This is a genomic window from Variovorax sp. LjRoot290, assembly GCF_964253985.1.
Lineage (GTDB): Bacteria > Pseudomonadota > Gammaproteobacteria > Burkholderiales > Burkholderiaceae_C > Variovorax.
The window spans coordinates 5,488,987-5,513,503 of sequence record NZ_CAXURW020000001.1; the positions used below are offsets into that span (position 1 = coordinate 5,488,987).

Sequence of the window (24,517 nt, forward strand, 5' to 3'; positions counted from 1 at the left end):
ATGCCACCGATCTCGACCGAGGAAACCCCCGTCGCCCCGACGCGCGCGCAGCCGCCGCGCATCGGCCCCTTCGAACCGCTCATCAAGCAGCCGGTGTTCCGCATGCTGTGGAGCACCTGGCTGGTCGCCAACATCTGCATGTGGATGAACGACGTGGCGGCGGCCTGGATGATGACCTCGCTGACCACTTCGCCGATCTGGGTTGCGCTGGTGCAATCGGCCTCCACGCTGCCGGTGTTCCTGCTCGGGCTGCCGAGCGGCGCGCTGGCCGACATCCTGGACCGGCGGCGCTGGCTGGTCGCGACCCAGTTCTGGCTCGCCGGCGCCGCCATCGTGCTGTGCGGCGCCGTGGTGCTGGACCTCATGAGCGCGCCGCTGCTGCTGGCTCTGACCTTCGCCAACGGCATCGGCCTGGCGCTGCGCTGGCCGGTGTTCTCCGCCATCGTGCCCGAGCTGGTGCCGCGCACCCACCTGCCGGCCGCGCTCGGGCTCAATGGGCTGGCGATGAACGCCTCGCGCATCGTCGGGCCGCTGCTGGCCGGCACGCTGATCGCGAGCGCCGGCAGCGTCTGGGTGTTCGGGCTCAACGCCGTGCTGTGCGTGGCCTCGGGCTTCATCGTGCTGCGCTGGCGGCGCGAGCACAAGCCCAATCCGCTGGGCCGCGAACGGTTGATCAGCGCGATGCGCGTCGGCGTGCAGTTCGTGCGCCAGTCGCAGCGCATGCGCGCGGTGCTCACGCGCATCTCGATCTTCTTCCTGCACTCGACCGCGCTGCTCGCACTGCTGCCGCTTCTGGCGCGCAACCTGCAAGGCGGCGGGGCCGGCACCTTCACGCTGCTGCTGGCGGCCATGGGCTCGGGCGCGATCGTGGCGGTGCTGTTCCTGCCGCGGCTGCGCCAGGCGCTCGCGCGCGACCAGCTGGTGATCCGCGGCGCCATGCTGCAGTCCGGCGCCACGGCCGTGATGGCGGTGGCGCCCAACGCCTGGATCGCGGTACCGGCGATGTTCCTCGGCGGCATGGCCTGGATCACGGTCGCCAATTCGCTCTCGGTCTCGGCCCAGCTCGCGCTGCCCGACTGGGTGCGTGCGCGCGGCATGTCGATGTACCAGATGGCCATCATGGGCGCGAGCGCCTTCGGTGCCGCGCTCTGGGGCCAGGTGGCCGAGCTCTCCTCGCTCTACATCAGCCTCGGGATCGCGGCCGTGAGCGGCACGGCGTGCATGCTGGTCGCGCTGCGCTACGTGACCGACGGCGTCGGCGAGGAAGACGACACCAGCCCCGCGCGCAAGGGCTGGGCCGCGGGCCCGCCGGCGGAGGCACCGGGCGAGGAAGGGCGGGTAGTGATCACCGTCGAATACATGATCGACCCCGCGCGCGCCGCCGCCTTCCACATCGTGATGCAGCAGACGCGCCGCGCGCGCCTCGGCCAGGGCGCGATCGGCTGGGAGCTCTTGCACGACATCGCCGAGCCAGGCCGCTACGTCGAGGAGATCGTCGACGAATCGTGGACCGAGCATCTGCGCCGCTTCCACCGCGCGACCGCGGCCGACATGGCGCTGCGCGAGCGGCGCCTGGCCTTCCACCAGGGCGAAACGGTGCCGGTGGTGACGCGCTACGTGGTGCGGCGCTGAGCGCAAGCCGTCAATTGAAGAAGAGCAGCCGCGCCAGCAAGGTGTGGCCGGCCTCCGCCGCCATCAGGCCGACCAGCACCAGCAGGGCCAGCGGCGGCAGCAGGATGGCGTAGACCAGCGACAGCCGTTCCCAGGCCATGTGCATGAAGACCGCGACGATCAGGCCTGCCTTCAGCAGCATGAAGGTGAGGATCAGGCCCCAGCGCAGATAGCCCTGCACATGGAGGTAGTCCACCAGGTAGGACATCGTGCTGAGCACGAACAGGAGCCCCCAGATCTTGAGGTAGAGGCTGATCGGATGTTGCTGGCCGGTGCCGGGGTTCATGGTCGAAGTCCTCACCAGAGATAGAAGAGCGCAAAAATAAACACCCACACCAGATCGACGAAGTGCCAGTACAGGCCGACGATCTCGACGATCTGGTAGTTGCCGCCGCGGTCGTAGTCGCCGCGCAGCAGCTTGAAGGCGATGATGAACAGGAACACCACGCCGCCCGACACGTGCAGTCCGTGGAAGCCGGTGATCATGAAGAAGGCCGAGCCGAACTGCGCCGCGCCCATCGGGTTGCCCCAGGGCCGCACGCCCTCTTCCATGATCAGCTTCGACCATTCGAAGGCCTGCATGCCGACGAAGATCTCGCCGCAGGTGGCGGTCACCAGCATCAGCGTGGCGGCGTTCACCTTGTCGCCGCGGTAAGCGCAATTGACGGCCATCGCCATCGTGCCGCTGCTGCTGATGAGCACGAAGGTCATGATCGCGATCAGGAGCAGCGGGACGTCGGCGCCGGCCACATGGAGCGCGAACACCTCGCTCGGATTGGGCCAGGGCACGACGGTCGAGACGCGCACCGTCATGTAGCCGACGAGGAAGCAGCTGAAGATGAAGGTGTCGCTCAAGAGGAAGATCCACATCATCGCCTTGCCCCACGAGACGTGGAAGGCTTCGCGGTCGGAGGACCAGTCGGCGATCAGCCCGCGCAGGCCTTCGGCTGCGGCGGCCGGGGCCACGGGCACAACGGGCACAACGGGCATTTGCGCGATCGATGCGGCAGTGTTCATGGCAAGCTTCCTCTATCGATCAGGCGGTGCCGCAGATGAAGCGTGCCACCTCCGGCGTCAGCCAGCCCAGCATGGCGAACAACAATAGCCACACCGCCAGCATGAAGTGCCAGTAGCGCGCGACGAGCCCGATGCGCCATGCGAGATCGGCAAGGCGCGCCGCCGGCCGCCATGCGGCGCGTGCCGTCCACGCCCAGCCGGCGAGGCCGCCCGCCACGTGCAGCCCGTGCATGGCGGTCAGCAGATAGAAGAAGCTGCCGCCCGGATTGCCGGCCGGCATCACCTGCGCGGCGAGCAGCGCCTGCCAGGCCCACAGTTGCACTGCCAGAAAGGCCAGCGCGCAGAGGCCGCCGGCGAGCAGCAGACGGCGCGTCCGCGCCATGCCGTGGCCGCCACGCGCCGTCGCGCCGGCCTTCGAAAGCGCCACGCCGCCCGCGAACAACAGCGCGGTGCTGAGCCACAGCTGCCACGGCAGCGCGAGCGCGACGGCATCGCTGGCGCTCATGCGCATCACATAGGCCGTGGCGAAGAGCGAGAACAGCGCGGTGGCCACGCCCATGAACACCCACAGGCCGATGCTCGCGGCGGCCGCGTGATCACGTTCTGCAAAAGGCAGCGCGGCGATCGCGTTCATGTCGGTGCCCCCCGAACCTCGTCGTCCTTGCCCTTGTAGGCCTCGGGTTCCATGCCGCCCGCCTCGGGCGGCTCGTTCTGCGCGACGTAGTCCTTCGGACCGTCCGGCACGCCGTAGCCATAAGCCCAGCGGTAGACCACCGGCAGCTCCGGCCCCCAGTTGCCGTGCACCGGCGGCGTCTGCGGCGTCTGCCATTCCAGCGAGGCGGCGCGCCAGGGGTTGGCATCGGCGCGCCGGCCGTAGCGCAGGCTCCAGACGAGGTTGAAGATGAACAGCAGCTGCGCCGCGCCGACGACGAGCGCCACCACGGTGATGAAGGTGTTCAGGCTGTACGCGGACGGCGGGATGAACGCGTAGTTGTCGAAGTTGTAGTAGCGCCGCGGCATGCCCTGCACGCCGAGGTAGTGCATCGGGAAATAGATCAGGTAGGTGCCGATGAAGGTGATCCAGAAATGCAGCTGCCCGAGCCAGTCGTTGAGCATGCGGCCGGTCACCTTGGGATACCAGTGATAGATGCCGCCGAAGACCACCAAGAGCGGCGCCACGCCCATCACCATGTGGAAGTGCGCCACCACGAAGTAGGTGCCCGAGAGCGGGATGTCGACGCTCACGTTGCCGAGGAAGAGGCCGGTCAGCCCGCCGATGACGAAGGTGCAGATGAAGGCCAGCGAGAACAGCATCGGCACCGACAGGTGTATGTCGCCGCGCCACAGCGTGAGCAGCCAGTTGTAGACCTTGATGGCAGTCGGCACCGCGATGACCAGCGTGGTGGTCGCGAAGAAGAAGGCGAAGTACGGGTTCATGCCGGCGACGAACATGTGGTGCGCCCACACCACGAGGCTCAAGCCCCCGATGGCGACGATGGCCCAGACCATCATGCGGTAGCCGAAGATGCTCTTGCGCGCATGCACGCTGATCAGGTCGGAGACGATGCCGAAGGCCGGCAGCGCCACGATGTAGACCTCGGGATGGCCGAAGAACCAGAACAGGTGCTGGAACAGCAGCGGACTGCCGCCCTTGTACTGGGTCGCCTTCCCCATCGAGAGCAGCGCCGGCATGAAGAAGCTGGTGCCCGCCACGCGGTCGAGCAGCAGCATCACGCCGCTGACGAACAGCGCCGGAAAACCGAGCAGCGCGAGGATGGTGGCGACGAAGATGCCCCATACCGTCAGCGGCATGCGCAGCAGCGTCATGCCCTTGCAGCGCGCCTGCAGCACGGTGGTCACGTAGTTGAGGCCGCCCATCGTCGTGGCGACGATGAAGATCACGAGCGAGATCAGCATCAGGATGATGCCGCCGTCGTGCCCCGGCGTGCCGGGCAGGATCGACTGCGGCGGGTACAGCGTCCACCCCGCGCCGGTGGGTCCGCCGGCCACGAAGAAGCTCGCCATCAGCACGATCACCGACAGCAGGTAGACCCAGAAGCTCAGCATGTTGAGATACGGGAACACCATGTCGCGCGCGCCCACCATCAACGGGATCAGGTAGTTGCCGAAGCCGCCGAGGAAGAGCGCCGTGAGCAGGTAGATCACCATGATCATCCCGTGCATGGTGACGAACTGGTAGTAGCGCTCGGGCGTGATGAACTCGAACACGCCGGGGAAGCCCAGCTGCAGGCGCATCAGGTTGGACAGCACCACGCCGATCACGCCCACCGTGATGGCCGTGCAGGCGTACTGGATCGCGATCACCTTGTGGTCCTGGCTCCAGACGTAGCGCGTCAGGAAGGTCTGCGGCGCGTGGTGGCCGGCAGTGTCGGCGATATCGCCGGTGGGGGTGGGAATCGCGCTCATCTTTGCGCCTTCTGTTCACCGGCAGCCTGCGCCGGCGGGCCGCCGAGGGTCTGGATGTAGGCCACCAGCGCGGCCAGCTCTTCGTCGCTCAGCTCGATCTTCGGCATCACCGGCGCGAAGCCCTTGATGCCGCGCGCCTGCGGATCGCGGACGAAGTCGCGCAGGAATTTTTCATCGACCTTCGCGGTGGAGCCGTCGCGCAGGCTTTCGGTCTTACCGTACAGGCCTTTCCATGTCGGCCCCACGCGCGGGCTGCCGTCGATCGTGTGGCAGGCCACGCAGCCCTTGGCGTCCGCCAGCGCGCGGCCCCGCTCGGCCAACGAACCGGCGCCGGCACCCGCTGCGGCAGCGGCGCGCACGTTGGCCTGCATCGCGGCGAAGGTCGGCAGCGCGTCGCGCCAGGCCTGGAAGCTCGCCGCGTCCTCCACCACCACGTGGGCGCGCATGTTGGGATGGCCGACGCCGCACAGCTGCGAGCACAGCGCCTCGTAGCGGCCGGTCACGGTCGGCGTGAACCAGAAGGTGCTGACCTGCCCCGGCACCGTGTTCATGCGGGCACGGAAGGGCGGCACGTAGAAGTCGTGCAGCACATCGTGCGAACGCAGCAGCACGTTCACCGGCTTGCCCAGCGGCAGGTGCACCTCGTCCGCCGCGATCAGGATGTCGTCCTGCCCGGCCGCGTCGGCGGGGTCGAGGCCGAAGGGATTGGTCGCGCTGACGAAGCGCGTCTCGGTCAGCCCCAGCTTGCCGTCCGCGCCGGCGAAGCGGAAGCGCCACTGCCACTGCTGGCCCAGCACTTCCAGCGTGAGGGCGTCATGCGGCGTCTTGACGTAGTTCGCGTACACCACCAGGCCGGGCGCCAGGAGCGCGATGATGCCCACGGTGGTGACGCCGATCAGCCAGCGCTCCAGCGACTTGCTCTCGGGCTGCCGGACCGCGCGCACGCCCTCGCGGTGGCGAAAGCGCACCAGCGTGTAGACGACGAAGAGGTTGATGACGACGAAGAACAGGCCCGTGATCACCAGCGTGATGGTCAGGGTGTCGTCCATCGGCTTCCAGTTGGATGCCAGGGGAGTGATCCACCACGGATTGACAATGTGAAAAAGCACCGATGCGACGACGATGATTGCGAGCGCGATGGCCATGATCATGTGTGGCACCTCGACTCGTCATCGGCGATTCGCAGTCCACGCGCTTCAGGGCAGCGCGGGGACCAGCCGCTCCTCGCCCTCGAAACGGGCCTCCGGATGGGCGGTTCGCAACAGCGCATCGATGGCCTGCACGCGCGACGGCGGCAGGTCCACCATCAGAAGAATCTGCCCGCGCCCGATCGCGCCTTCGAAGCGCGCAAGCCGCGGACTGGGAATGGAGATGCCGATCATGCTGGCCGACCAGGCACCGATCAGGCCTCCGAGCACGGCCAGCAGCGCAGCCGTTTCCCATTCGGGTGCCTCCCCGACGACGGGGAACAGCAGCGCGGCCACGAGCCCGACCGCGGTACCGACGGCGCCGCCGATCACCAGACCGCTTTCTGCGGCATGAACGACGTCCGAGGTTTGCAGCGCGTTGGCCGCATGGAGCCCGGTCATGTCCATGCCTTCGGCAGCGGCGAAATGAATGTGCGCAGCGTCGACGCGCGCCTGCACAAGATCGTGCATCGCCCGCCTGGCACTCGCCGGATCCGGCATCAGCCAGTAAATGCGTCTCTTCATGGCGCTCTCCTTCCTCGTCTTGCGACGAGACAAAGAAACCATAGATGACTTATAGGCCAGGGGGAGGCCGTTAGCAACCCCACGCCGCCTCTAAAGGCGACGCCGGGGCAATCAGCCGAGCGGAAGGAACAGCCGCGCCAGTCCCTTGGCGCTCACGAGCTTGCCGGGATTGTGGGTTTCCTCGAGCACGCCGGCGAGGCGCCCGACGATGCGCGCGCTGCGGCGCGCACGCCAGATCACGAGATCGGCCAGCCACGGGTGTTCGTTGACGCGATTGGCCTGCGCGTAGGCGGCGAAGCGCGGCTTCAGCGCGGCGAGCGCGGCTTCGTAATGCGAGCGCACCGCCGCATCCTCGCCCGGCCCTGGTTCGCGGCCTTCGACCAGCGCTTCTGTAGCGAGCATGCCGGTCTCCAGCGCCTTGCCGATGCCCTCGCCGGTGAACAGATAGGTGCTGCCCGCCGCCTCCCCCGCCACCAGCAGCCCGGGCCGCGACCAGCGCGCGCCTTCGAGCGAACAGCGCAGCGGCGCGCCCTTCAGCGCGCCGACCTGCGTGCCGCCCTGCAGCAGCTCGTGGGCCGGCGCATGCAGGTGCGCGAAGGCGGCGAAGAGCTCGCGCAGGTTGCGCTCCGGCATCGCTGCCTGATCCTGGCCGTGGGTGATGAGCCCGACACCGACATTGAACATGCCGGCGCCGCAAGGAAAGATCCAGCCGTAGCCGCCGCGCAGCGCGCGGTGCCACACGACTTCGAGCCCGGTGATGCGCGCGGCCATCGCCTCGTTCTTCACGTAGCCGCGCAGCGCGAAGCCGCTCGGCGCGCGCCGCACGCAGACGCCTGCCGCAATCAAAGGAACCGTCGCCGCGCCGGTGGCGAGCACGGTCCAGCGCGCGCGCAGCTCGTGCATGCTGCTGCCGGCCAGCCTGAGCCGTGCTCCGACCACGCGCTGGCCGGCATCGAAGAGCAGTGCATCGAAGCACGCCGGCGCGAGCCAGCGCGCGCCAGCCGCCAGCGCGGCCCGGCGCACGATGTCGTCGAGTTCGCGGCGCGGCAGCACAGCCAGCTGGGCCGGCACCTCGACCCGTCCGCCGTGCGGCGCGATGCAGCCGACATGCCTTGCGCTGCGTGCGCGTGCCAGCACTTCGTCGAGCACGCCGAGCCGCGCGAGCGCGCGGTGCGCATCGGGAATCAGGCCGTCGCCGCAGACCTTGTCGCGCGGGAAGTCGTGCCGGTCGCAGAGCACGACATCGAACCCGGCGCGCGCGAGCATCTGCGCGCAGGCGCTGCCGGCCGGCCCGGCGCCAACCACGAGCACCTCGCACGAAGCAGGGACAGAATGCATCGTCATGGCGACATGGAGGTCAACGATGAAACGCTCGACGCATCGTACGTGGAAGCGATGGGCCTTCGCCCTTCTCGTGCTCGCGGTGCTGGTCGCCGCCTTGTTCGTGCCGATGAACGCGGGGCGCACCCGCATCGTCACCGAGGCCGACATCGCGCGGCCGCCGGCGGAAGTTTTCGCCTACGTCACGACGCCGGCCAACTGGCCGCGCTGGCACCCGTCCTCGCTCGCCGTCAGCGGCGATGCCGATCATCCGCTCACGGTCGGCGAGTCGGTTGTGGAGGACTTCCAGGTCGCCGGGCGCCGCGGGCGCGTGACCTGGCGCGTCACGGCGCGCGAGCCCGAACGGCTCTGGCGCATCGCCGGCGAGATCGACGGCCGCGCGGCCGGCGTCGTCAGCTACTCGCTCGCACCCGCGGCGGGCGGCACGCACTTCGTGCGCGAGTTCGAATACCGCGCACCCAATCTGCTGTTCGCGCTGCTGAACCGCTTCAGCCTGCGCGCGCGCATCGATGCCGAGTCGGCGCAGGCCGTGCGGCAACTGAAGGCGACGCTCGAGGGCAAGCATTGAGCATGGTCAAGCTGCGTGTCGGACTTGCGCGACCTGGTCGCGCATCGACCGGCTGCGGCGCCAGGCCGCCGGCGGCGCGCCGTACTCGCGCCGGAAGGCGCGGCTGAAGGCCGTGTCGGTCTGGTAGCCCACGTCCTCCGCGATGCTGGCCAGCGGGGCATTGCTGCGGCACAGCAGATTCGCGGCCAAGAGCATGCGCCACTGCGTCAGGTACTGCATCGGCGAGCTTCCCACCAGCTGCTGGAAGCGCTCGGCCAGCACCGACCTCGAACTGCCGACCGTGCGAGCGAGCTCGTCCAGCGTCCAGGCATGGGCCGGGCTCTTGTGCAGCGCGTTCAGGGCGGCGCCGACGATCCGGTCGCCCACGCCCGCCAGCCAGCCGGTGCGTCCCTCGCCCTGCTCGTTCATGTACAGGCGCAGGACTTCGATGAACAGCACCTCGGACAGCTTGGCCAGCACGCCGGCGCCGCCCGGCCGCGGCGACCGCGCCTCGGCCAGCGCGTAGCGAACGGAGGCCTCCAGCCAGGTGCCGGCATTCGATCCGCGCACATTGACCCGGACCAGCGCAGGCAGCCCCGCCAGCAGCATCCCCGCGAGGCGGGCATCGCAGGCGAGATAGCCGCACACCAGGCGCGTGGTCGCACCGCCGCCGCCGTAGGCCAGCTGGCGCGGCCGGCGCGTCAGCACCTCGGCGAGCCGCCCCCCGGTGGCCGGCGGCAGCCCCGGCTGCGAAGTCATGCGATGCGCATCGCCCTGCGGAAAGATGATGGCGTCGCCCGCCATCAGGTGCACCGGCGGCTCGCCGGCGAGCTCGACATAGCACTCGCCCTCGGTGATCAGGTGGAAGATCACCACGCGCTCGGCGCCGGGCTCCAGGATCGGCGCCACCGTATCGGCGCGCGGCGACTGGTAGCACCAGGGCGCGGTGAACCGGGCGTTGATGAAGATGGCGCCGACCAGCCGCACGACGCGAAGGGTCTCGGACAGGGCATCCATCAGCTGTCACCCACCTCGATGCGCAGGGTCACCGGCACCGCGAGCTGGATCGCCCAAGACATCGGCGAACAGCGATGACTCTCTTCGACCAGCGTTCGCAAGCGCTGCGGCGCCACGCCGGGTGCGGAGATCCGCACGAACAGTTGCATGTCCAGTGGCCCGGCGATCACCGGCGTGCCGTCGGCCTCCGCCACGTCCAGCATGCCGCGCGCATCCGAATGGCTGTCGACCCGCACCTCGAGTTGCTCCAGTTCGATTCGCTCGGTGGCAGCGCCCATCGCGATGCGGGTGGCGACGCAGGATGCGAATCCGGCGCGCAGCAGCCAGCCCGGCGTGACCCGATCGCCGCCACCGCCGAATTCGCCCGGCATGTCGGTCGCCACCTCGGTCCCGTTCGCATGGCTGGCGATCACCCCCAAAGCGCCTGTCCAACGCGCCACGGCCTGCGAGTCTTCGTGAAGGCCGGCCTCGGGGCGCCGCCGCAGCACCGCCTCCACCCGCTGCAATGCCGCCGCGATGTCTTCTGCTGCCATAGGTTGCTCTCCGCATCGAACTGGATACAGCCATTCTGGGCGCGTCGGCGCGCGGCGCCTAGAGGAGATATGGACTATGCCGCTCGGACGGATGAATGGGCAACCGGCCCGGACGCTCGGCATGCCGACGGCCGCATTGCGGACGATGGGGCAGGCCAGGCCGACGCGCAGGCAGGACGCCGCCGCGGCGGCGCGCGACAGTTCAGGCCTTCCCCCACTTCAACACCCCAAGGAGACCAGCGCCATGAATGCACCCGTCGATTTCAACGCCATCAAGAGCCGCCAGATGACCGCCTGGGCCAGCGGCGACTACGCCGTGATCGGCACCACGCTGCAGCTGGTGGGCGAGCAGCTGGCCGAGGCCTGCGACCTGCGCTGCGACGAGCGTGTGCTCGACGTCGCGGCCGGCAACGGCAATGTCACGCTGGCCGCAGCGCGGCGCGGCTGCCAGGTGACTTCGACCGACTACGTGGCCGCGCTGCTCGACCGCGGCGCCGAGCGCGCGCGTGCAGAACGCCTGAACGTGGAGTTCCAGACCGCGGACGCCGAGGCGCTGCCCTTCAAGGACGCCAGCTTCGACGCCGTACTGTCGACCTTCGGCGTCATGTTCACGCCCGACCACGCGAAGGCGGCCTCCGAACTGGCGCGCGTGTGCCGCCCCGGCGGCCGCATCGGCCTCGCCAACTGGACGCCCGAGGGCTTCATCGGCCAGCTGTTCAAGGTGCTGGGACGCCATCTGCCGCCGCCGGCGGGCGTGCAGCCGCCTTCGCTGTGGGGCACCGAGGCGCACCTGAAAGAACTCTTCGGCGAACGCGCCGCGTCGATCGCGATCACGCAGCGGCAGTTCAACTTCCGCTACCGTTCGGCCGCGCATTTCATCGAGGTGTTCCGTACCTGGTACGGGCCGGTCCACAAGGCCTTCGCGGCCCTGCCCGCCGACGGCGCCGCCGCGCTGGAACGCGATCTGACGGAGCTGCTGGACCGCAGCAACCGGGCCGGCCCGGCATCGCTGGTCGTGCCCAGCGACTACCTCGAAATCGTGGTCACGCGGCGCTGAGCCATGGATGCCAGGCTGCAGCGGCGCGTCCAGCGTTACGGCTGGGACCTGGCGGCCGGCGACTACGAAGCGCTGTGGCAGGCGCAGCTCGCCGACGCCCGCGCCGGGCTCTTGGCCATGGCGGCGCCGGCAGCGGGCGAGCGCGTGCTCGATGTGGCCTGCGGCACCGGGCTGGTCGCCTTCGAGGCGGCGCGTGCGGTCGGTCCGGATGGCCGGGTGTTCGGCATCGACCTGTCCGGGCAGATGGTCGACGCCGCCCGGCTTCAGTCCTCGAACAAGGCGCTGTCGAACGTGGGCTTTGCGCGCATGGATGCCGAAAGCCTGGCACTGCCGGACGCGAGCTTCGACCTCGCGCTGTGCGCACTCGGCCTGATGTACCTGCCCGATCCCGAACGCGCCTTGCGGGAAATGCGGCGGGTCCTGCGCCCGGGCGGCCGCATGGCGCTTGCCGTGTGGGGAGAACGATCGCGCTGCGGCTGGTCGGCCGTGTTCCCGATCGTCGACGCCGAGGTCGCCAGCGAGGTCTGCCCGCTGTTCTTCCGGCTCGGGCAGCAGGACACGCTGGCACGCCTGTGCGCCGAGGCCGGCTTCGAGGCCGTCGAACAGCGCCGCATCGCGACGACGCTGCGCTATGCCGACGGCGACGAGGCCTGCAACGCGGCCTTTGCCGGCGGACCCGTGGCGCTGGCCTGGTCGCGCTTCGGCGAAGAGGTTCGCACGCGGGTCCGCGCGCGCTACCTCGAAGCGATCGATGCGTGGCGGCAGGGTGCGGGCTACCGGGTGCCGGGAGAGTTCGTGGTGGTCGGCGCTGCCGCGCCGGAGCGAAGGACGTAGTCGGGCCTGCGAGACCCGGAGTCGCGTTCGACCGCGACCGGGCGCCGCGCAGACGCCCATGCCGGCGCAGCAAACGGGTTGAAGATCGCGCCGCCCAGACTCTCCGGCTGGGCGGGCGCCGCGGTCGTCGCGGCGCCCGGGCCTTGCCCGACCGCAGCCGGCGAGCCGGGCAACCCGCCCTCGGCATGGGCCGGCTGCGCGAGCGCCGCGGCAGCCAGGACCGCCCCCAGGATCCGCGCGAGCACCCGCTCAGTCATTGTTTCTCTCGCACCGGCGTGCATTGACCAGACAGCCGGCGTAGTCGGGATCGTGCTTGAGCAGGAACATCGCGCGCGCAGCGACCGCGGTGTCGGCGAAGTCGCTGAACAAGCCGTCGACGCCGGCCTCGTAGAACGCGAGGTATTCATTGACCGGGTTGCCGCCGAAGCTGCCGGTCAGCCGCTTCTGTTCGCTGCGGAAGGTGTACGGATGGACCAGCAGGCCCAGCCGGTGCGCATTGGCGATCACGTCGGTGGGCGGCAGCAACACGCGGTCGCGCTCGTCGACCGCGCCGTCGCCCGTCACGTCGGCGCAGGCGCCGTTCTGCACCGTCTTGCAGGCGCTCGATATCAGATAAGGCTTCCACGGGCCGATGCCGTCGGCGTAGCCCTTCACCTCCTGCAGGCCGCGCGGCGTCACCAGATCACTGAACAGGCCAGCGCGGTTCGAGACCACCCAGTCGTAGGGCTTGTCGTAGGGCTTGCTCAAGTCGAGCGAGCCGTCGGGCTTGACGTCGTTGGCATCGACCAGCTGGATCAGCCGCACGCTGGTCTTGCTGCGCAGGTAGCGCAGGTTGGCGGTCTCGAAGGACTGGATGAAGACCGGGGCGTTGCGGTGGTTCCAGCCGGCAGCGCTCAGCACGCCCAGCAACCGGTCTTCCAGCGGCAGGCCGATGCCCTGGTGGTAGGTCGGGTGCTTGGTTTCCGGATAGATCCCGACGCGGCGCCCCTCCTCGCGCGACTTGCGCTTGGCCAGTTCGATCACCTCGGCCAGCGTCGGAATCTGGAACTTGCCGTTGAAGCCCTGGTCGCGCTCGGGAAAGGACTGGACGGCGCGCAGCTGCTTGATCTCGGCCAGGGTGAAGTCGCTGGCGAAAAAGCCGTCGGTGGCGATGCCGTCGACCATGACGGTCTTGCGGCGGCTGGCGAACTGCGGCAGGTCCTTGACGTTGGTGGTGTCTATCAGATTGGGCTCGTGGCGCGCGATCAGCTGGCCATCCTTGGTGGCGACCAGATCGGGCTCGATGTAGTCGGCGCCCAGGGCGATGCCGAGGGCATAGGCTTCCAGCGTGTGCTCGGGCAGATAGCCGTTGGCGCCGCCGCGGTGTCCGATCACCAGCGGCGCGTTGTCGGCGCGCCGGCGTGCCTTTTCTTCGTGCGCGGCGGCAGGCGCGGCGGCTGCGAACAGCATGCCCATGCCCAGCAGCGCAGCCCAAAATTTCTTCGAATGGTTCACGAAAGTTCTCCTCGTTGATGTGGCGAACGGACGGTATGCGCCCTTCGTGACAACCGAGTGAACTAGATCAACCCGCGCGATGCCAGCTCCTGCGCCATGGCCTCGGCGCCGATGAACATGTAGGCATGGAGGCCGGCCTGGATCGCGCCAGCGACATTCGAATCGACGTCGTCGATGAAGAGCGTTCCGGCAGGCATTGCATCCAATTCCTCCAGGCAGCGCAAGTAGGCTTGGGGGGCAGGCTTGGTGGCGCCGTACGACGCCGTGGAAAGGATCGTGCCCTCATCGAAGAGCTCGCCGACCTCGGGACACACGCGATCCATGTGCTCGGTGAGCAGGCGGCCGTTGTTGGTGAGGACCGCGACGCGCCGGCTCGAGGCAACGGCCTTCGCGATCCGGAGCACTTCGGCCTTCGGCGTCGTCGCGGCACGCCGCGCGGCCAGCCAATCGTCGAGCGTGATGCGATGGCCCAGCAGCAGGCCCAGTTCGCTGAGATAGTCCTTGCCGCTCATGAGGCCCGCATCGGCCCGCGCTTCCAGCCCGGAATCCCAGATCGCACGCCGCACGGCGTCGACGCTCTGCCCGGTCAGCGCGGCCAGGTGGGCGACCCGCGCCGAACGGTCGTAGTCGCAAAGCACGCCGTCGAGGTCGAACAGGACAAGAGAAATGGACATCGCGATGCGCAGCCAATGATCGGCAACACGATGTCAACGCCGGATCAATGACGTTCGCAGGCCTGGACGAAGGGCATCGCGTACTCGCGGCCGATCATGCCTCGAGCGAACAAGTAGTTGTTTCTGGCAGTTTCACTCATGGCGTCGAGGTCGACCAGGCCCGTGCGGTCGCAGGGGAAGGCCAGCGCGCGGCCTTGTTGAAACAGGGACTGGAACCGGATCTCGAACGCGGCTGAAGTCTGCATCGAAGAACTTTGCAACATGATCGTCTCCTGCAATCGGCAAGACATGGAATGTCAAAAAAATGGCGTGAAGCCCGCTCGCCGATGGCCTTGCATCCACCGTGCCAGGCTCTCTACGTAACGACCGACGCCGCTTCTTTTGCAGGAGATACGCAGGGAAATCCGTTCCGGTTGTGCGGAAGATCACAAAAAATCTTCGAGGACCGGCGCTGCGCCGGTCAGAGGCGCGCCCTCAGTGCTGCGGCAAATACATCGTCGCTTCCACCTCGACCAGCACCTCGTCCCCCGGCAGGAAGCGCGACACCTCCACCACCGTGCTGACCGGCGGCTCGCCGGGATAGAACAGGCCGCGCACGCGGTTGTAGAAGGCGTAGTGCGGCAGCTGGCGGAAGTACTGCACCAGCTTGACTACGTCGTCCATCGTGCCGCCGTGCTCGGCCGCGATCTGGCGGATGCGCTCCAGCACGAACCAGCTCTGCGCCACGATGGCCGCCTCGAACACGTCCACCGACATCTGGCCGGTGGCGTAGCCGAGCGTGCGCAAGCCCTGGCGCGCTTCTTCGGGGATGTCGTCGTAGCCGGCCACCGCGCGGCGCGTCGACGGATCGACCGCGACCACGCCGCTCATGAAGACGAAATCACCCACGCGCTTGGCGGCCGCGTAGTTGGCCATCGGTTTGCCCATGCTCATTCGCCGTTCTCCAGGGTCCGACCCGCGCGGATGACAGTGCGCCGCCGTCCGCGCGGGTCCAGAAGTTCGTATTCGTCGGTCGCGGCCAGCAGCACCAGGTCCGCGGGGCAGCCGGACGCGATGCGGCCGTCCCAGCCCAGGCCCAGCGCCGTCGCCGGACTGACGGTGATCGCGTCGAGCCAGTCGGATGCCGGCGCCAGGTGCGCCATCTGCACGCCGAGGCCGAAGGTTTCCAGCAGGTCGTAGCCGCCGTAGGGATAGAAGGAGTCCTGCACGTTGTCGGTGGCCAGGCTCGCGCGCAGGCCCAGCGCGGCGGCTTCGCGGATGCGCGTGATGCCGCGCGGCACCGGCGTGCGGTCCCAGGCGCCCTGCAGGTAGAGGTTGGTGGTGGGCAGCGCCACGAGGTGCAAGCCGGCCTTCGCGCACAGGCCGAGCGTGTCCCTGGCGGCCGCGTCTTCCTGTACCGACAGCGAGCAAGCATGGCCGCAGAGCACGCGGCCATGCAGCCCGCGCGCGATCACGAGCTGTGCGATGGTGCGCAGGCCGGTCGCCTCCGCGTCCAGCCCTTCGTCGACATGGAAATCGAGCGCGAGCTGGTGGTCCTGCGCGAGGTCGAGCACGCGCCCCAGCTTGGACACGATGCCCTCGTTGCGATAGACGAAGGCGCCGAGCGCGCCGCCCGCGCGCTGCACGGCGCGGGCGATGCGCTCGCCGGCTTCGCGATCGGCGAACAGATCGAGCGGCACGAGCGCGACGAACTGCAGCTCGATGCGGCCGTGCCACTGCGAGCGCAGCTCCTCGAAGACCGCGAGCGAGGCCGGCGCCTCGGCGCTGTTCCAGTCCAGGTGCGTGCGCAGGGCGCGCGTGCCGGCACGCCAGGCTTCGTGCAGTGCGCGTTCCATGCGCGCGCGCAGCGCGTCGCCGGTCCAGTGCGCGCGGTGCGCGGCCATGCGCCCGATGGCCGCGAACAGATTGCCCTCGGCCGCGCCCACCTCGCGCACGGTGTAGTTCTTGTCGATGTGCGCATGCGCATCGACCATGGCGCTGAGCAGGGTGCCGCGCGCCGGCAGTTCGCTCGCTTCGATGGTCGCAACCTGCGCGCCGACCAGCGTGACATCGAAGACCTCTGCATCGCGCGCCGCAAAGCCCCGCAGGCGCGGCGGGATGCGCACGGCTTCGAGCCTCATGCGGCCTGTGTGCGCGGCAGCGCCCGCAGCCAGCCGAGGCCGTCCGATGTGCCGCTCGCCACGGCGCCGCGGCGCGGCCGGTATTCGCAGCCGACCCAGCCTTGCCAGCCGCACTGGGCCGACACCTCGTCGATCACGTCGAAGAGATAGGGATGGTTGAGCTCGCCGATGTCCGGCTCGTGCCGCTCGGGCACGCCCGCAATCTGGAAATGGCCGACGCGGCCGCTCGGCAGGTACTTGCGGATCTTCATCGCCACGTCGCCCTCGACGATCTGGCAGTGGTAGAGGTCCATCTGCACCTGGAGATTGGGCGCGGCGACCATCTCGACGATCTCGTGCGCATGGTCCTGCCGGTTCAGGAAGAAGCGCGGAATGTCGCGCGTGTTGATCGGCTCGATCAGCAGATTGCGCCCGGCCTTGGTCGCCTCGGCGGCGGCCCAGCGCAGGTTCTCGATGTAGACCGGCTGCACGGCCTCGCGCTCCACGCCCTCGGGCACCAGGCCGGCCATCACGTGCACGCGCGAGCAATCGAGCGCCTCGGCATAGTCCAGCGCCTTCAGGAGGCCTTCGCGAAATTCGGCCTCGCGGCCCGGCAGGCAGGCCAGCCCGCGCTCGCCGCGGTCCCAGTCGCCGGGCGGGCCGTTGAACAGCACCTGCTGCAGGCCGTGGGCCGAGAGGCGGGCCGCGAGTTCGCGGCGCTCGTAGGGGTAGGGAAAGAGGTATTCGACGGCTTCGAAGCCGTCCTTGGCGGCGGCCTCGAAGCGGTCGAGGAAATCGAGCTCCGGATAGAGCATCGAGAGGTTGGCGGCGAATCGGGGCATGACAAGAAACCTCTACCAGCGAGCGCCGAAGCTGCGGCGCAGTTCATCGATCTGGGCCGGGCCCAGGGCTTGCGGTCGGCGCTCGATCGCCTGGCCGCTCCATAGCCAGAGCTTCGCGGTCTCCTCGAGTTCCTCGAGCACGGCCATGGCGGCGGCGGGCGTCTCGTGCCACACGTTCGGGCCCAGGCGTTCGAGCATCACGGCGCGGATCGGCGTGCCCTGCGCGCCGTAGCGTTCGATGGCCTGTGCCACCAGCTCGGCCGCTTCGGGCGCGCCCGGGCGCTGATACGGAATCACCGGCACATGGCCGACCTTCATCACGAAATAGGGCGTGAGGGCCGGCAGCAGTTCTTCGCCTGGCTGTTGCAGCGAGAGCGCGACGCAGTGCGTGGAATGGGTGTGGATCACGCAACGCGTGCCGGCATCGAATCGCGTGGCCGCGGCGTGGATGCGCGCATGCAGCGCGATGGTCTTGCTGGCGCGATCGCCGGCGGTCTGGTTCAGGCCGGCATCGAGGCGCGCGAGCTTCGCCGGGTCGAGAAATCCGAGGCAGGCATCGGTGGGCGTGATCAGGAAGCCGTCGTCATCGAGCCGCACGCTGATGTTGCCCGCCGTGGCATGCACATAGCCGCGCTCGAACAGGCTGCGGCCGATGCGGCAGATCTCTTCGCGCGATTCGCTCTCTTTCATCCGATGACTGTAAAGGCTTTCGAAAAGAAATCGTCGGTACCGAAGTTGCCGGACTTGAGCGCGATATGCAGACCCGCGCCGCCGGCCGCTTCGGACACCGCATAGCACCACGGGACGCCGGGGTCGATCTGCGCGCCGATCTGCAGTTGCGCGATGCCGAGCGCCTGCACGCAGGCGCCCGACGTTTCACCGCCCGCCACCACGAGCTGGCGCACGCCTTGCGCGACCAGCCCGCGCGCGATCGCGGCGATGGTGCGCTCCACCATCGCGCCGGCCTCCTCGACGCCGAGCCGGCCCTGCACCGACTTCACGGCGCCGGACTCGGCCGTCGAATAGACCAGCACCGGGCCGGATTCGACGAGCGGCGCGGCCCAGGCCAGCGCCTCGGCCACGACGTCGACACCTGCCGCGATGCGCAACGGATCGATCGCCAGCGCCGGGCGGCCCGATGCGATGAAGTGCTGCACCTGCCGGTTGGTGGCAAGCGAGCAGCTGCCCGACACCACGGCCCCGCGCCCCGAAGCCGCAGGCAGCGCGCTCGCGGCGGATGACGGTGCGATGCCGAAGTTGCCCGGCAACCCGATCGCGACGCCCGAGCCGGCCGTGACCAGCGGCATCTGCGCCAGCGCCGGGCCGAGGCGCAGCAGGTCGTCGTTCGAGACCGCATCGACGATCGCGATGCCCACGCCCTGCGCGCGCAACTGTGCGATGCGCTCGCCGATCGCGGCCGGTCCCTGCGCCACGGCCACATGATCGATCAGCCCCACCTTGCGCCGCGTCTGCGCCTGCAGCACGCGCACCAGGTTGGCATCGGTCATCGGCGTGAGCGGGTGGTTCTGCATGCCGCTCTCGTTGAGCAGCACCTCGCCCGCGAACAGATAGCCCTTGAAGACGGTGCGCTTGTTGTCGGGGAAGGCTGGCGTGGCGATGGTGAAGTCGGTGTCCAGCGCATCCATCAGCGCCTCGGTCACCGGCCCGATGTTGCCCTCGGGCGTGCTGTCGAAAGTGGAGCAGTACTTGAAGTAGATCTGCCGCGCGCCCTCGGCCTGCAGCCAGCGCAGCGCTTCGAGCGATTGCGCCACCGCCTCGGCCGGCGCGATGGTGCGCGACTTGAGCGCCACCACCACCGCGTCGACTTCGGCGGTCAGCGGCCCTGCGGGCACGCCGATGGTCTGCACCACGCGCATGCCGGCGCGCACCAGGTTGTTGGCGAGATCGGTCGCGCCGGTGAAATCGTCGGCGATGCAGCCGAGCAGGACGGTCATGGCTTGTCCTTGTTGGGAGTGGAAGGCAGTTCGATGCCGGGAAAGATCTTGATCACCGCGCTGTCGTCTTCCTTCGCGAAGCCCGCGGTGGAGGCCTGCATGAACATCTGGTGCGCGGTGGATGCAAGCGGCAGCGGAAACTTGCTCGCGCGCGCGGTGTCGAGCACCAGGCCCAGGTCCTTGACGAAGATATCGACCGCCGACAGCGGCGTGTAGTCGCCGGCCAGCACATGGGCCATGCGGTTCTCGAACATCCAGCTGTTGCCGGCGCTGTGCGTGATCACCTCGTACAGCGCCTCGGGCGCCACGCCTTCACGCAGGCCCAGCGCCATGGCCTCGGCGGCGGCGGCGATGTGCACGCCGGCCAAGAGCTGGTTGATGATCTTCACCTTGCTGCCCGCGCCGGCGCGGTCGCCCAGCCGGTAGACCTTGCCGGCCATGGCATCGAGCAGCGCATCGGCCTTGGCATAGGCCTCGGGCTTTGCCGAGCTCATCATCGTCATCTGGCCGCTCGCGGCCTTGGCCGCGCCGCCGGAGATCGGCGCGTCGATGTAGTGGATGCCGGCGGCGCCGAGGCGTTCCTCCAGCGCGATGGACCAGTTGGGATCCACCGTCGAGCACATCACGAACACGCTGCCGGGCTTCATCGCCGCGGCCGCGCCCGCTTCGCCGAACAGCACCGCCTCGGTCTGCTGCGCATTGACCACGACCGAGACGACGCGCTCGCATTCGGCCGCGACCTGCGCCGGCGTGGCCCAGGCGACGCCGCCCTGTTCGGCAAAGGCGAGCGCAGCGCCGGGGCGCGCATCGCACACATGCATCTCGTAGCCCTTGCTGCGCAAGGTGGCCGCGATGCCGGCGCCCATGGCGCCCAGGCCGACGAGTCCTGCTTTTTTCATGGAGATTCCTGAGAGTTGGGATGGTGCAGCGCGCGCACTGCGGGACTTCAGCATTGCCCCGGTCCGGCCCACATGATAAGAAGCGGTAGCGCCTCAACCAAGGAAAACCATGGATCACGATGGAGACAAGGGCGACGACCGGCCCGGCCACTTGCGGGCTGCTTTCATGGGCCGTGCATTGAAGGCGGTGATCGCCATCATTGCCATCGGCGCGGCCGCCGCGTCGATTCCCTACTGGGGCAGCGCCGACTTTCCGGTGATGAGCCTGATCATCTACGTCGCCGGCATGGTGTTCGTCGCCATGCCGCTGTGCATGTACTACGAGTTGCTGCTCAAGGTGCACGAGGAGCGCGTGGCGCACGCCAGGCTGCTCCAGGGCGCCTAGGGCCTGTTAACAGGCCCTAGCCGGCCTCGCCGGGAAGCAGCGTCGTCCGATGGCTGCGCACTGCCGAGGCGACGATCGGCAGCAGGTTGCCGGCACCTCCTTCGTCAAGCTGGAACAGCAGCTGAGCGCGCATGCTGGGCGCCCAGAACGACTTCAGGTGCGAGGCGATCGCCTGCCTGGCCGCGACGGAGTCGGCGGGTGTCTGGGCCTGGAAGAAGGTGCCGATCTGGTTGGCCATCTTGACCAGTTGTGCGCCGGGATCGTGCATGCTGCCTCTCGAATTGGATGTCAGTGCGCGCGGCTTGCGCCGGACGCCGGGTTGGCCGAAGTACGTTCCGGCTGGCAATAGACCACCAGGTCTTCCTTGCGCGCGAAGCCGACCAGCGTGAGGCCGGCCCGCTGCGCGGTCTCGACCGCGAAAGAGGTGGGCGCGGACACCGCGGCGAGCAGCGACACGCCGGCCATGGCGGTCTTCTGCACCATCTCGAAGCTGGCGCGGCTGGTGACGGCGATGAAGCCGGCCGACGCATCGACCCCGCTGGATGCCAGCGCGCCGATCAACTTGTCGAGTGCGTTGTGGCGCCCGACGTCCTCGCGCAAGCACATCACTTCGCCTTTCGCGGTGCACCATGCGGCCGCATGCACGGCGCCGGTGGCCTGCTGCAGCGTCTGCAAGGCGTGGAACTGCGACATGGCGCGGGCGATCGCGCGCCGATCCAGGCGCGCGGCATCGATAAGCACAGGCAGCTGGCGCGAGACCTGCGCCAGGCTTTCGGTGCCGCACAAGCCGCAACCGGTGCGCCCGGCCATCGAACGGCGCCGCTGCTTCAGGCGGGCGAACGCGGCACTGGCCACTTCCAGATGCACGGTAATGCCGAGCGTCGAGGGCTCGGCCTCCACCGCATAGAGCTCGCGCGCATGGTCCAGGATGCCCTCGCTGAGCGAGAAGCCGAGCGCGAAGTCCTCCAGGTCCGCGGGCGTGGCGAGCATCACCGCGTGCGAGATGCCGTTGAACTCGAGCGCGACGGGCACTTCCTCGGCCACCCAGTCCTGCACCGCGAAGTCCAGCCCGCCGCGCACGCCGTTGACCGGCAGCAGGCGGGCGCCTTCGAAAAGCGGGGGTGCGACAACGGCCGTCACTTTGCGGGCACCGTTTCGTTGGCCTGCGCCGCCGTCAGCAAGCCCTGCTGGACTTCGTTGAAGCGGCTGTACTCCTGCTGCCACGCGGAGGGCTGCATCACCGGCATGACCTGCACCGCGGTGACCTTGTATTCGGGGCAGTTGGTGGCCCAGTCGGAGTTGTCGGTGGTGATGACGTTGGCGCCCGACTCGGGGAAGTGGAAGGTCGTGTAGACCACGCCCGGCTGCATGCGCTCCGACACCGTGGCGCGCAGCACCGTCTCGCCCGCGCGGCTCTGGATGCCGACCCAGTCGTCGTCCTTGATGCCCCGCTCCTCGGCATCGTGCGGATGGATCTCCAGCCGGTCCTCGCTGTGCCACTGGTTGTTGTCGGTGCGGCGAGTTTGCGCGCCGACGTTGTACTGCGACAGGATCCGGCCGGTGGTGAGCAGCAACGGGAACTTGCGCGTCACCTTCTCGTCGGTCGCCACGTACTGCGTGACGATGAAGCGGCCCTTGCCACGCACGAAGCTGTCGATGTGCATGGTCGGCGTGCCTTCGGGCGCGGCATCGTTGCAGGGCCACTGGATGCTGCCGAGCTCGTCGAGGCGCTTGTAGCTCACGCCGCGGAAGGTCGGCGTCAGCGTGGCGATCTCGGCCATGATGTCCTCCGGACTCTTGTAGTCCATCGGGTAGCCGAGCGCCTGCGCCAGCTTCACGGTGATCTCCCAGTCCGCATAGCCGGCCTTCGGCGGCATCACCTTGCGCACGCGCGAGATGCGGCGCTCGGCATTGGTGAAGGTGCCGTCCTTCTCCAGGAAGGACGAGCCGGGCAGGAACACGTGCGCGTACTTCGCGGTCTCGTTGAGGAACATGTCCTGCACCACCACGCACTCCATCGCCATCATCGCCGCCGCCACGTGCTGCGTGTTCGGGTCGGACTGCACAATGTCCTCGCCCTCGCAGTAGAGGCCCTTGAAGGCGCCGCCGAGCGCGGCGTCGAACATGTTGGGAATCCGCAGCCCCGGCTCGGGGTTGATCGGAACGCCCCAGGCGGCCTCGAAGCTCGCGCGGGTGGTGCTGTCCGAGACGTGGCGGTAGCCGGGCAGCTCGTGCGGGAAAGAACCCATGTCGCAGGCGCCCTGCACGTTGTTCTGGCCACGCAGCGGATTGACGCCGACGCCCTCGCGCCCCACGTTGCCGGTGACCATGACCAGGTTCGCGATGCCCATCACCGTGGTCGAGCCCTGGCTGTGCTCGGTCACGCCGAGGCCGTAGTAGATGGCGCCGTTGCCGGCCGTGGCGAACAGGCGCGCCGCGGCACGCAGCTGCGCCGCCGGCACGCCGGTCGCCTCCTCCGTGGCCTCGGGCGACTGCTCGGGGCGGGCGACGAAGGCCTTCCATTCGTTGAACGATGCGGTGTCGCAGCGCTCGGCGATGAAGTCCTCCGCCGCCAGGCCTTCGGTGACGATGACGTGCGCGAGCGCAGTGACCACCGCCACGTTGGTGCCGGGCTTGAGCTGCAGGTGGTGCGCGGCCTTCACGTGCGGCGACTTCACGATGTCGATGCGGCGCGGATCGACCACGATCAGCTTCGCACCTTCGCGCAGCCGCCTCTTCATGCGCGAGGCGAACACCGGATGGCCGTCGGTCGGATTGGCGCCGATCACCATGATCACGTCGGCCTTCTCCACCGACTTGAAGGTCTGGGTGCCCGCGGATTCGCCCAGCGTCTGCTTGAGGCCGTAGCCGGTGGGCGAGTGGCACACGCGCGCGCAGGTGTCGACGTTGTTGTTGCCGAAGGCGGCGCGCACGAGCTTCTGCACCAGGTAGGTTTCTTCGTTCGTGCAGCGCGAGGAGGTGATGCCGCCGATCGAATCCTTGCCGTACTTGGCCTGCAGGCGTTTGAACTCGCTCGCGGCATGGTTCAACGCGACCTCCCAGCTCACTTCCTGCCACGGGTCGCTGATCTTCGCGCGGATCATCGGCTTCAGCATGCGGTCCTGGTGCGTCGCGTAGCCCCAGGCGAAGCGACCCTTGACGCAGGAGTGCCCTTCGTTGGCCTTGCCGTCCTTCCACGGCACCATGCGGACCACCTCGCTGCCCTTCATCTCGGCCTTGAAGGCGCAGCCCACGCCGCAGTAGGCGCAGGTGGTGATGACACTGTGTTCGGCCTGGCCGAGCCAGATCACCGACTTCTCCTGCAGCGTGGCCGTCGGGCAGGCCTCGACGCAGGCGCCGCAGCTCACGCACTCCGATTCCATGAAGGCCTGGTCCTGGCCCGGCGAGACGCGCGACTCGAAGCCGCGCCCGCTGATCGTGAGCGCGAAGGTGCCTTGCGTTTCTTCACAGGCGCGCACGCAGCGGTTGCAGACGATGCACTTCGACGGGTCGTAGGTGAAGTACGGATTCGATTCGTCCTTGGCGCTCTTCAGGTGGTTGGCGCCGTCGAAGCCGTAGCGCACGTTGCGCAGGCCGGTGACGCCCGCCATGTCCTGCAGCTCGCAGTTGCCGTTGGCCGAACAGGTGAGGCAGTCCAGCGGATGGTCGGAGATGTAGAGCTCCATCACGCCCTTGCGCAGCTCCTGGAGCTTCGGCGTCTGCGTGCGCACCTTCATGCCGGCCTCGGCGGGCGTGGTGCACGAGGCCGGAAAGCCCTTGCGGCCATCGATCTCGACCAGGCACAGCCGGCACGAGCCGAAGGGCTCGAGGCTGTCCGTCGCGCACAGCTTGGGCACCTGGATGCCGGCATCGACCGCCGCGCGCATCAGCGAGGTGCCCGCGGGCACGGTCACCGCGTAGCCGTCGATCTCGAGCGTCACCTCGCGCTCGGACTCGCGGCGGGGCGTGCCGTAGTCGGTTTCTTTCAGGTGGTCGAGCATGGCTTGTTCCTC

General features: G+C 68.8%; 26 protein-coding genes. 5 read left to right on the top strand and 21 right to left on the bottom strand.

What is annotated here, in order from left to right; all coding sequences use genetic code 11:
• A complete protein-coding gene (locus tag ACSQ9A_RS27085) occupies positions 1-1,632 on the top strand; it encodes an MFS transporter (RefSeq protein ID WP_093108645.1) in 1,632 nt (543 codons plus the stop codon).
• 10 nt (positions 1,633-1,642) lie between these two features.
• On the opposite strand, the gene ACSQ9A_RS27090 is transcribed toward ACSQ9A_RS27085, so the two are convergent.
• The 7 genes from ACSQ9A_RS27090 to ACSQ9A_RS27120 form a co-directional block, all read right to left on the bottom strand.
• On the bottom strand, positions 1,643-1,957 hold the full coding sequence (locus tag ACSQ9A_RS27090; RefSeq protein WP_093108644.1) for a cytochrome C oxidase subunit IV family protein: 315 nt from the start codon (positions 1,955-1,957) through the stop codon (positions 1,643-1,645).
• A gap of 11 nt (positions 1,958-1,968) precedes the next feature.
• The gene (locus tag ACSQ9A_RS27095) at positions 1,969-2,688 is read right to left on the bottom strand and encodes a heme-copper oxidase subunit III family protein (protein ID WP_436305961.1); all 720 of its coding nucleotides are present in this window, start codon (positions 2,686-2,688) and stop codon (positions 1,969-1,971) included.
• A gap of 19 nt (positions 2,689-2,707) precedes the next feature.
• Positions 2,708-3,322 (bottom strand): cytochrome c oxidase subunit 3, encoded by a 615-nt coding sequence (locus ACSQ9A_RS27100; protein ID WP_436305962.1) that lies wholly within the window; start codon positions 3,320-3,322, stop codon positions 2,708-2,710.
• Positions 3,319-5,115, bottom strand: coding sequence for a cytochrome c oxidase subunit I (ctaD, locus tag ACSQ9A_RS27105; protein WP_436305963.1), 1,797 nt, complete (start codon positions 5,113-5,115; stop codon positions 3,319-3,321). Before ctaD ends, ACSQ9A_RS27100 begins: the two co-directional genes overlap by 4 nt.
• A complete protein-coding gene (locus ACSQ9A_RS27110) occupies positions 5,112-6,266 on the bottom strand; it encodes a cytochrome c oxidase subunit II (RefSeq protein ID WP_436305964.1) in 1,155 nt (384 codons plus the stop codon). Before ACSQ9A_RS27110 ends, ctaD begins: the two co-directional genes overlap by 4 nt.
• Positions 6,267-6,311: 45 nt before the next feature.
• A complete protein-coding gene (locus tag ACSQ9A_RS27115; protein WP_436305965.1) occupies positions 6,312-6,827 on the bottom strand; it encodes a DUF1269 domain-containing protein in 516 nt (171 codons plus the stop codon).
• Positions 6,828-6,938: 111 nt separating this feature from the next.
• Positions 6,939-8,165: an NAD(P)/FAD-dependent oxidoreductase gene (locus tag ACSQ9A_RS27120; RefSeq protein ID WP_436305966.1), complete on the bottom strand. Its 1,227-nt coding sequence runs from the start codon at positions 8,163-8,165 to the stop codon at positions 6,939-6,941.
• Positions 8,166-8,190: 25 nt separating this feature from the next.
• On the opposite strand from ACSQ9A_RS27120, the gene ACSQ9A_RS27125 reads away from it, so the two are divergent.
• Positions 8,191-8,736, top strand: coding sequence for an SRPBCC family protein (locus ACSQ9A_RS27125; RefSeq protein WP_436305967.1), 546 nt, complete (start codon positions 8,191-8,193; stop codon positions 8,734-8,736).
• A gap of 6 nt (positions 8,737-8,742) precedes the next feature.
• On the opposite strand, the gene ACSQ9A_RS27130 is transcribed toward ACSQ9A_RS27125, so the two are convergent.
• Positions 8,743-9,732 carry an AraC family transcriptional regulator gene (locus tag ACSQ9A_RS27130; protein WP_436305968.1) on the bottom strand — a complete coding sequence of 330 codons (990 nt, stop codon included), beginning with the start codon at positions 9,730-9,732 and terminating at the stop codon, positions 8,743-8,745.
• Positions 9,732-10,265, bottom strand: coding sequence for an OsmC family protein (locus ACSQ9A_RS27135; protein WP_436305969.1), 534 nt, complete (start codon positions 10,263-10,265; stop codon positions 9,732-9,734). Before ACSQ9A_RS27135 ends, ACSQ9A_RS27130 begins: the two co-directional genes overlap by 1 nt.
• A gap of 244 nt (positions 10,266-10,509) precedes the next feature.
• On the opposite strand from ACSQ9A_RS27135, the gene ACSQ9A_RS27140 reads away from it, so the two are divergent.
• Positions 10,510-11,322 (top strand): class I SAM-dependent methyltransferase, encoded by an 813-nt coding sequence (locus ACSQ9A_RS27140; RefSeq protein WP_436305970.1) that lies wholly within the window; start codon positions 10,510-10,512, stop codon positions 11,320-11,322.
• Between the two features lie 3 nt (positions 11,323-11,325).
• Complete coding sequence (locus tag ACSQ9A_RS27145; protein WP_436305971.1) at positions 11,326-12,156, top strand: class I SAM-dependent methyltransferase; 831 nt, start codon at positions 11,326-11,328, stop codon at positions 12,154-12,156.
• Positions 12,157-12,405: 249 nt separating this feature from the next.
• Here ACSQ9A_RS27145 and ACSQ9A_RS27150 read toward each other — a convergent pair whose 3' ends face one another.
• From ACSQ9A_RS27150 to ltnD, 9 genes are all read right to left on the bottom strand, one after another.
• A complete protein-coding gene (locus tag ACSQ9A_RS27150; protein ID WP_436306372.1) occupies positions 12,406-13,611 on the bottom strand; it encodes a glycerophosphodiester phosphodiesterase in 1,206 nt (401 codons plus the stop codon).
• 101 nt (positions 13,612-13,712) lie between these two features.
• Positions 13,713-14,324, bottom strand: a complete 612-nt coding sequence (locus ACSQ9A_RS27155) for an HAD family hydrolase (RefSeq protein WP_436305972.1) — start codon at positions 14,322-14,324, stop codon at positions 13,713-13,715.
• Positions 14,325-14,368: 44 nt separating this feature from the next.
• Positions 14,369-14,587 carry a hypothetical protein gene (locus ACSQ9A_RS27160; protein ID WP_093108629.1) on the bottom strand — a complete coding sequence of 73 codons (219 nt, stop codon included), beginning with the start codon at positions 14,585-14,587 and terminating at the stop codon, positions 14,369-14,371.
• 211 nt (positions 14,588-14,798) lie between these two features.
• The gene (locus ACSQ9A_RS27165) at positions 14,799-15,257 is read right to left on the bottom strand and encodes a RidA family protein (RefSeq protein WP_093108628.1); all 459 of its coding nucleotides are present in this window, start codon (positions 15,255-15,257) and stop codon (positions 14,799-14,801) included.
• Positions 15,254-16,444 (bottom strand): amidohydrolase family protein, encoded by a 1,191-nt coding sequence (locus ACSQ9A_RS27170; RefSeq protein ID WP_436305973.1) that lies wholly within the window; start codon positions 16,442-16,444, stop codon positions 15,254-15,256. The genes ACSQ9A_RS27165 and ACSQ9A_RS27170 overlap by 4 nt, the downstream gene beginning before the upstream one ends.
• Complete coding sequence (gene otnI / locus ACSQ9A_RS27175; RefSeq protein WP_436305974.1) at positions 16,441-17,265, bottom strand: 2-oxo-tetronate isomerase; 825 nt, start codon at positions 17,263-17,265, stop codon at positions 16,441-16,443. The genes ACSQ9A_RS27170 and otnI overlap by 4 nt, the downstream gene beginning before the upstream one ends.
• Positions 17,266-17,277: 12 nt before the next feature.
• Complete coding sequence (locus ACSQ9A_RS27180) at positions 17,278-17,955, bottom strand: class II aldolase/adducin family protein (protein WP_093108625.1); 678 nt, start codon at positions 17,953-17,955, stop codon at positions 17,278-17,280.
• The gene (gene otnK, locus ACSQ9A_RS27185) at positions 17,952-19,220 is read right to left on the bottom strand and encodes a 3-oxo-tetronate kinase (protein WP_436305975.1); all 1,269 of its coding nucleotides are present in this window, start codon (positions 19,218-19,220) and stop codon (positions 17,952-17,954) included. Before otnK ends, ACSQ9A_RS27180 begins: the two co-directional genes overlap by 4 nt.
• Positions 19,217-20,173 carry an L-threonate dehydrogenase gene (gene ltnD / locus ACSQ9A_RS27190; protein WP_093108623.1) on the bottom strand — a complete coding sequence of 319 codons (957 nt, stop codon included), beginning with the start codon at positions 20,171-20,173 and terminating at the stop codon, positions 19,217-19,219. Before ltnD ends, otnK begins: the two co-directional genes overlap by 4 nt.
• A 55-nt stretch (positions 20,174-20,228) precedes the next feature.
• Between ltnD and ACSQ9A_RS27195 the strand changes: the two genes are divergently transcribed.
• On the top strand, positions 20,229-20,504 hold the full coding sequence (locus ACSQ9A_RS27195; RefSeq protein WP_436305976.1) for a hypothetical protein: 276 nt from the start codon (positions 20,229-20,231) through the stop codon (positions 20,502-20,504).
• Between the two features lie 16 nt (positions 20,505-20,520).
• On the opposite strand, the gene ACSQ9A_RS27200 is transcribed toward ACSQ9A_RS27195, so the two are convergent.
• The 3 genes from ACSQ9A_RS27200 to fdhF are packed head-to-tail and all read right to left on the bottom strand — an operon-like array spanning position 20,521 to position 24,505.
• A complete protein-coding gene (locus ACSQ9A_RS27200) occupies positions 20,521-20,772 on the bottom strand; it encodes a formate dehydrogenase subunit delta (protein WP_436305977.1) in 252 nt (83 codons plus the stop codon).
• 20 nt (positions 20,773-20,792) lie between these two features.
• The gene (gene fdhD / locus ACSQ9A_RS27205) at positions 20,793-21,644 is read right to left on the bottom strand and encodes a formate dehydrogenase accessory sulfurtransferase FdhD (protein ID WP_436305978.1); all 852 of its coding nucleotides are present in this window, start codon (positions 21,642-21,644) and stop codon (positions 20,793-20,795) included.
• Positions 21,641-24,505 carry a formate dehydrogenase subunit alpha gene (gene fdhF, locus ACSQ9A_RS27210; RefSeq protein ID WP_436305979.1) on the bottom strand — a complete coding sequence of 955 codons (2,865 nt, stop codon included), beginning with the start codon at positions 24,503-24,505 and terminating at the stop codon, positions 21,641-21,643. Before fdhF ends, fdhD begins: the two co-directional genes overlap by 4 nt.
• Positions 24,506-24,517 lie beyond the last annotated feature (12 nt).

Excerpts from the sequence above, each read along its gene's own strand:
- ACSQ9A_RS27085 (WP_093108645.1), top strand. The coding sequence starts at position 1 with ATGCCACCGATCTCGACCGAGGAAACCCCCGTCGCCCCGACGCGCGCG.
- ACSQ9A_RS27090 (WP_093108644.1), bottom strand. The coding sequence starts at position 1,957 with ATGAACCCCGGCACCGGCCAGCAACATCCGATCAGCCTCTACCTCAAG.
- ACSQ9A_RS27095 (WP_436305961.1), bottom strand. The coding sequence starts at position 2,688 with ATGAACACTGCCGCATCGATCGCGCAAATGCCCGTTGTGCCCGTTGTG.
- ACSQ9A_RS27100 (WP_436305962.1), bottom strand. The coding sequence starts at position 3,322 with ATGAACGCGATCGCCGCGCTGCCTTTTGCAGAACGTGATCACGCGGCC.
- ctaD (WP_436305963.1), bottom strand. The coding sequence starts at position 5,115 with ATGAGCGCGATTCCCACCCCCACCGGCGATATCGCCGACACTGCCGGC.
- ACSQ9A_RS27110 (WP_436305964.1), bottom strand. The coding sequence starts at position 6,266 with ATGATCATGGCCATCGCGCTCGCAATCATCGTCGTCGCATCGGTGCTT.
- ACSQ9A_RS27115 (WP_436305965.1), bottom strand. The coding sequence starts at position 6,827 with ATGAAGAGACGCATTTACTGGCTGATGCCGGATCCGGCGAGTGCCAGG.
- ACSQ9A_RS27120 (WP_436305966.1), bottom strand. The coding sequence starts at position 8,165 with ATGCATTCTGTCCCTGCTTCGTGCGAGGTGCTCGTGGTTGGCGCCGGG.
- ACSQ9A_RS27125 (WP_436305967.1), top strand. The coding sequence starts at position 8,191 with ATGAAACGCTCGACGCATCGTACGTGGAAGCGATGGGCCTTCGCCCTT.
- ACSQ9A_RS27130 (WP_436305968.1), bottom strand. The coding sequence starts at position 9,732 with ATGGATGCCCTGTCCGAGACCCTTCGCGTCGTGCGGCTGGTCGGCGCC.
- ACSQ9A_RS27135 (WP_436305969.1), bottom strand. The coding sequence starts at position 10,265 with ATGGCAGCAGAAGACATCGCGGCGGCATTGCAGCGGGTGGAGGCGGTG.
- ACSQ9A_RS27140 (WP_436305970.1), top strand. The coding sequence starts at position 10,510 with ATGAATGCACCCGTCGATTTCAACGCCATCAAGAGCCGCCAGATGACC.
- ACSQ9A_RS27145 (WP_436305971.1), top strand. The coding sequence starts at position 11,326 with ATGGATGCCAGGCTGCAGCGGCGCGTCCAGCGTTACGGCTGGGACCTG.
- ACSQ9A_RS27150 (WP_436306372.1), bottom strand. The coding sequence starts at position 13,611 with ATGGGCATGCTGTTCGCAGCCGCCGCGCCTGCCGCCGCGCACGAAGAA.
- ACSQ9A_RS27155 (WP_436305972.1), bottom strand. The coding sequence starts at position 14,324 with ATGTCCATTTCTCTTGTCCTGTTCGACCTCGACGGCGTGCTTTGCGAC.
- ACSQ9A_RS27160 (WP_093108629.1), bottom strand. The coding sequence starts at position 14,587 with ATGTTGCAAAGTTCTTCGATGCAGACTTCAGCCGCGTTCGAGATCCGG.
- ACSQ9A_RS27165 (WP_093108628.1), bottom strand. The coding sequence starts at position 15,257 with ATGAGCATGGGCAAACCGATGGCCAACTACGCGGCCGCCAAGCGCGTG.
- ACSQ9A_RS27170 (WP_436305973.1), bottom strand. The coding sequence starts at position 16,444 with ATGAGGCTCGAAGCCGTGCGCATCCCGCCGCGCCTGCGGGGCTTTGCG.
- otnI (WP_436305974.1), bottom strand. The coding sequence starts at position 17,265 with ATGCCCCGATTCGCCGCCAACCTCTCGATGCTCTATCCGGAGCTCGAT.
- ACSQ9A_RS27180 (WP_093108625.1), bottom strand. The coding sequence starts at position 17,955 with ATGAAAGAGAGCGAATCGCGCGAAGAGATCTGCCGCATCGGCCGCAGC.
- otnK (WP_436305975.1), bottom strand. The coding sequence starts at position 19,220 with ATGACCGTCCTGCTCGGCTGCATCGCCGACGATTTCACCGGCGCGACC.
- ltnD (WP_093108623.1), bottom strand. The coding sequence starts at position 20,173 with ATGCTGAAGTCCCGCAGTGCGCGCGCTGCACCATCCCAACTCTCAGGA.
- ACSQ9A_RS27195 (WP_436305976.1), top strand. The coding sequence starts at position 20,229 with ATGGATCACGATGGAGACAAGGGCGACGACCGGCCCGGCCACTTGCGG.
- ACSQ9A_RS27200 (WP_436305977.1), bottom strand. The coding sequence starts at position 20,772 with ATGCACGATCCCGGCGCACAACTGGTCAAGATGGCCAACCAGATCGGC.
- fdhF (WP_436305979.1), bottom strand. The coding sequence starts at position 24,505 with ATGCTCGACCACCTGAAAGAAACCGACTACGGCACGCCCCGCCGCGAG.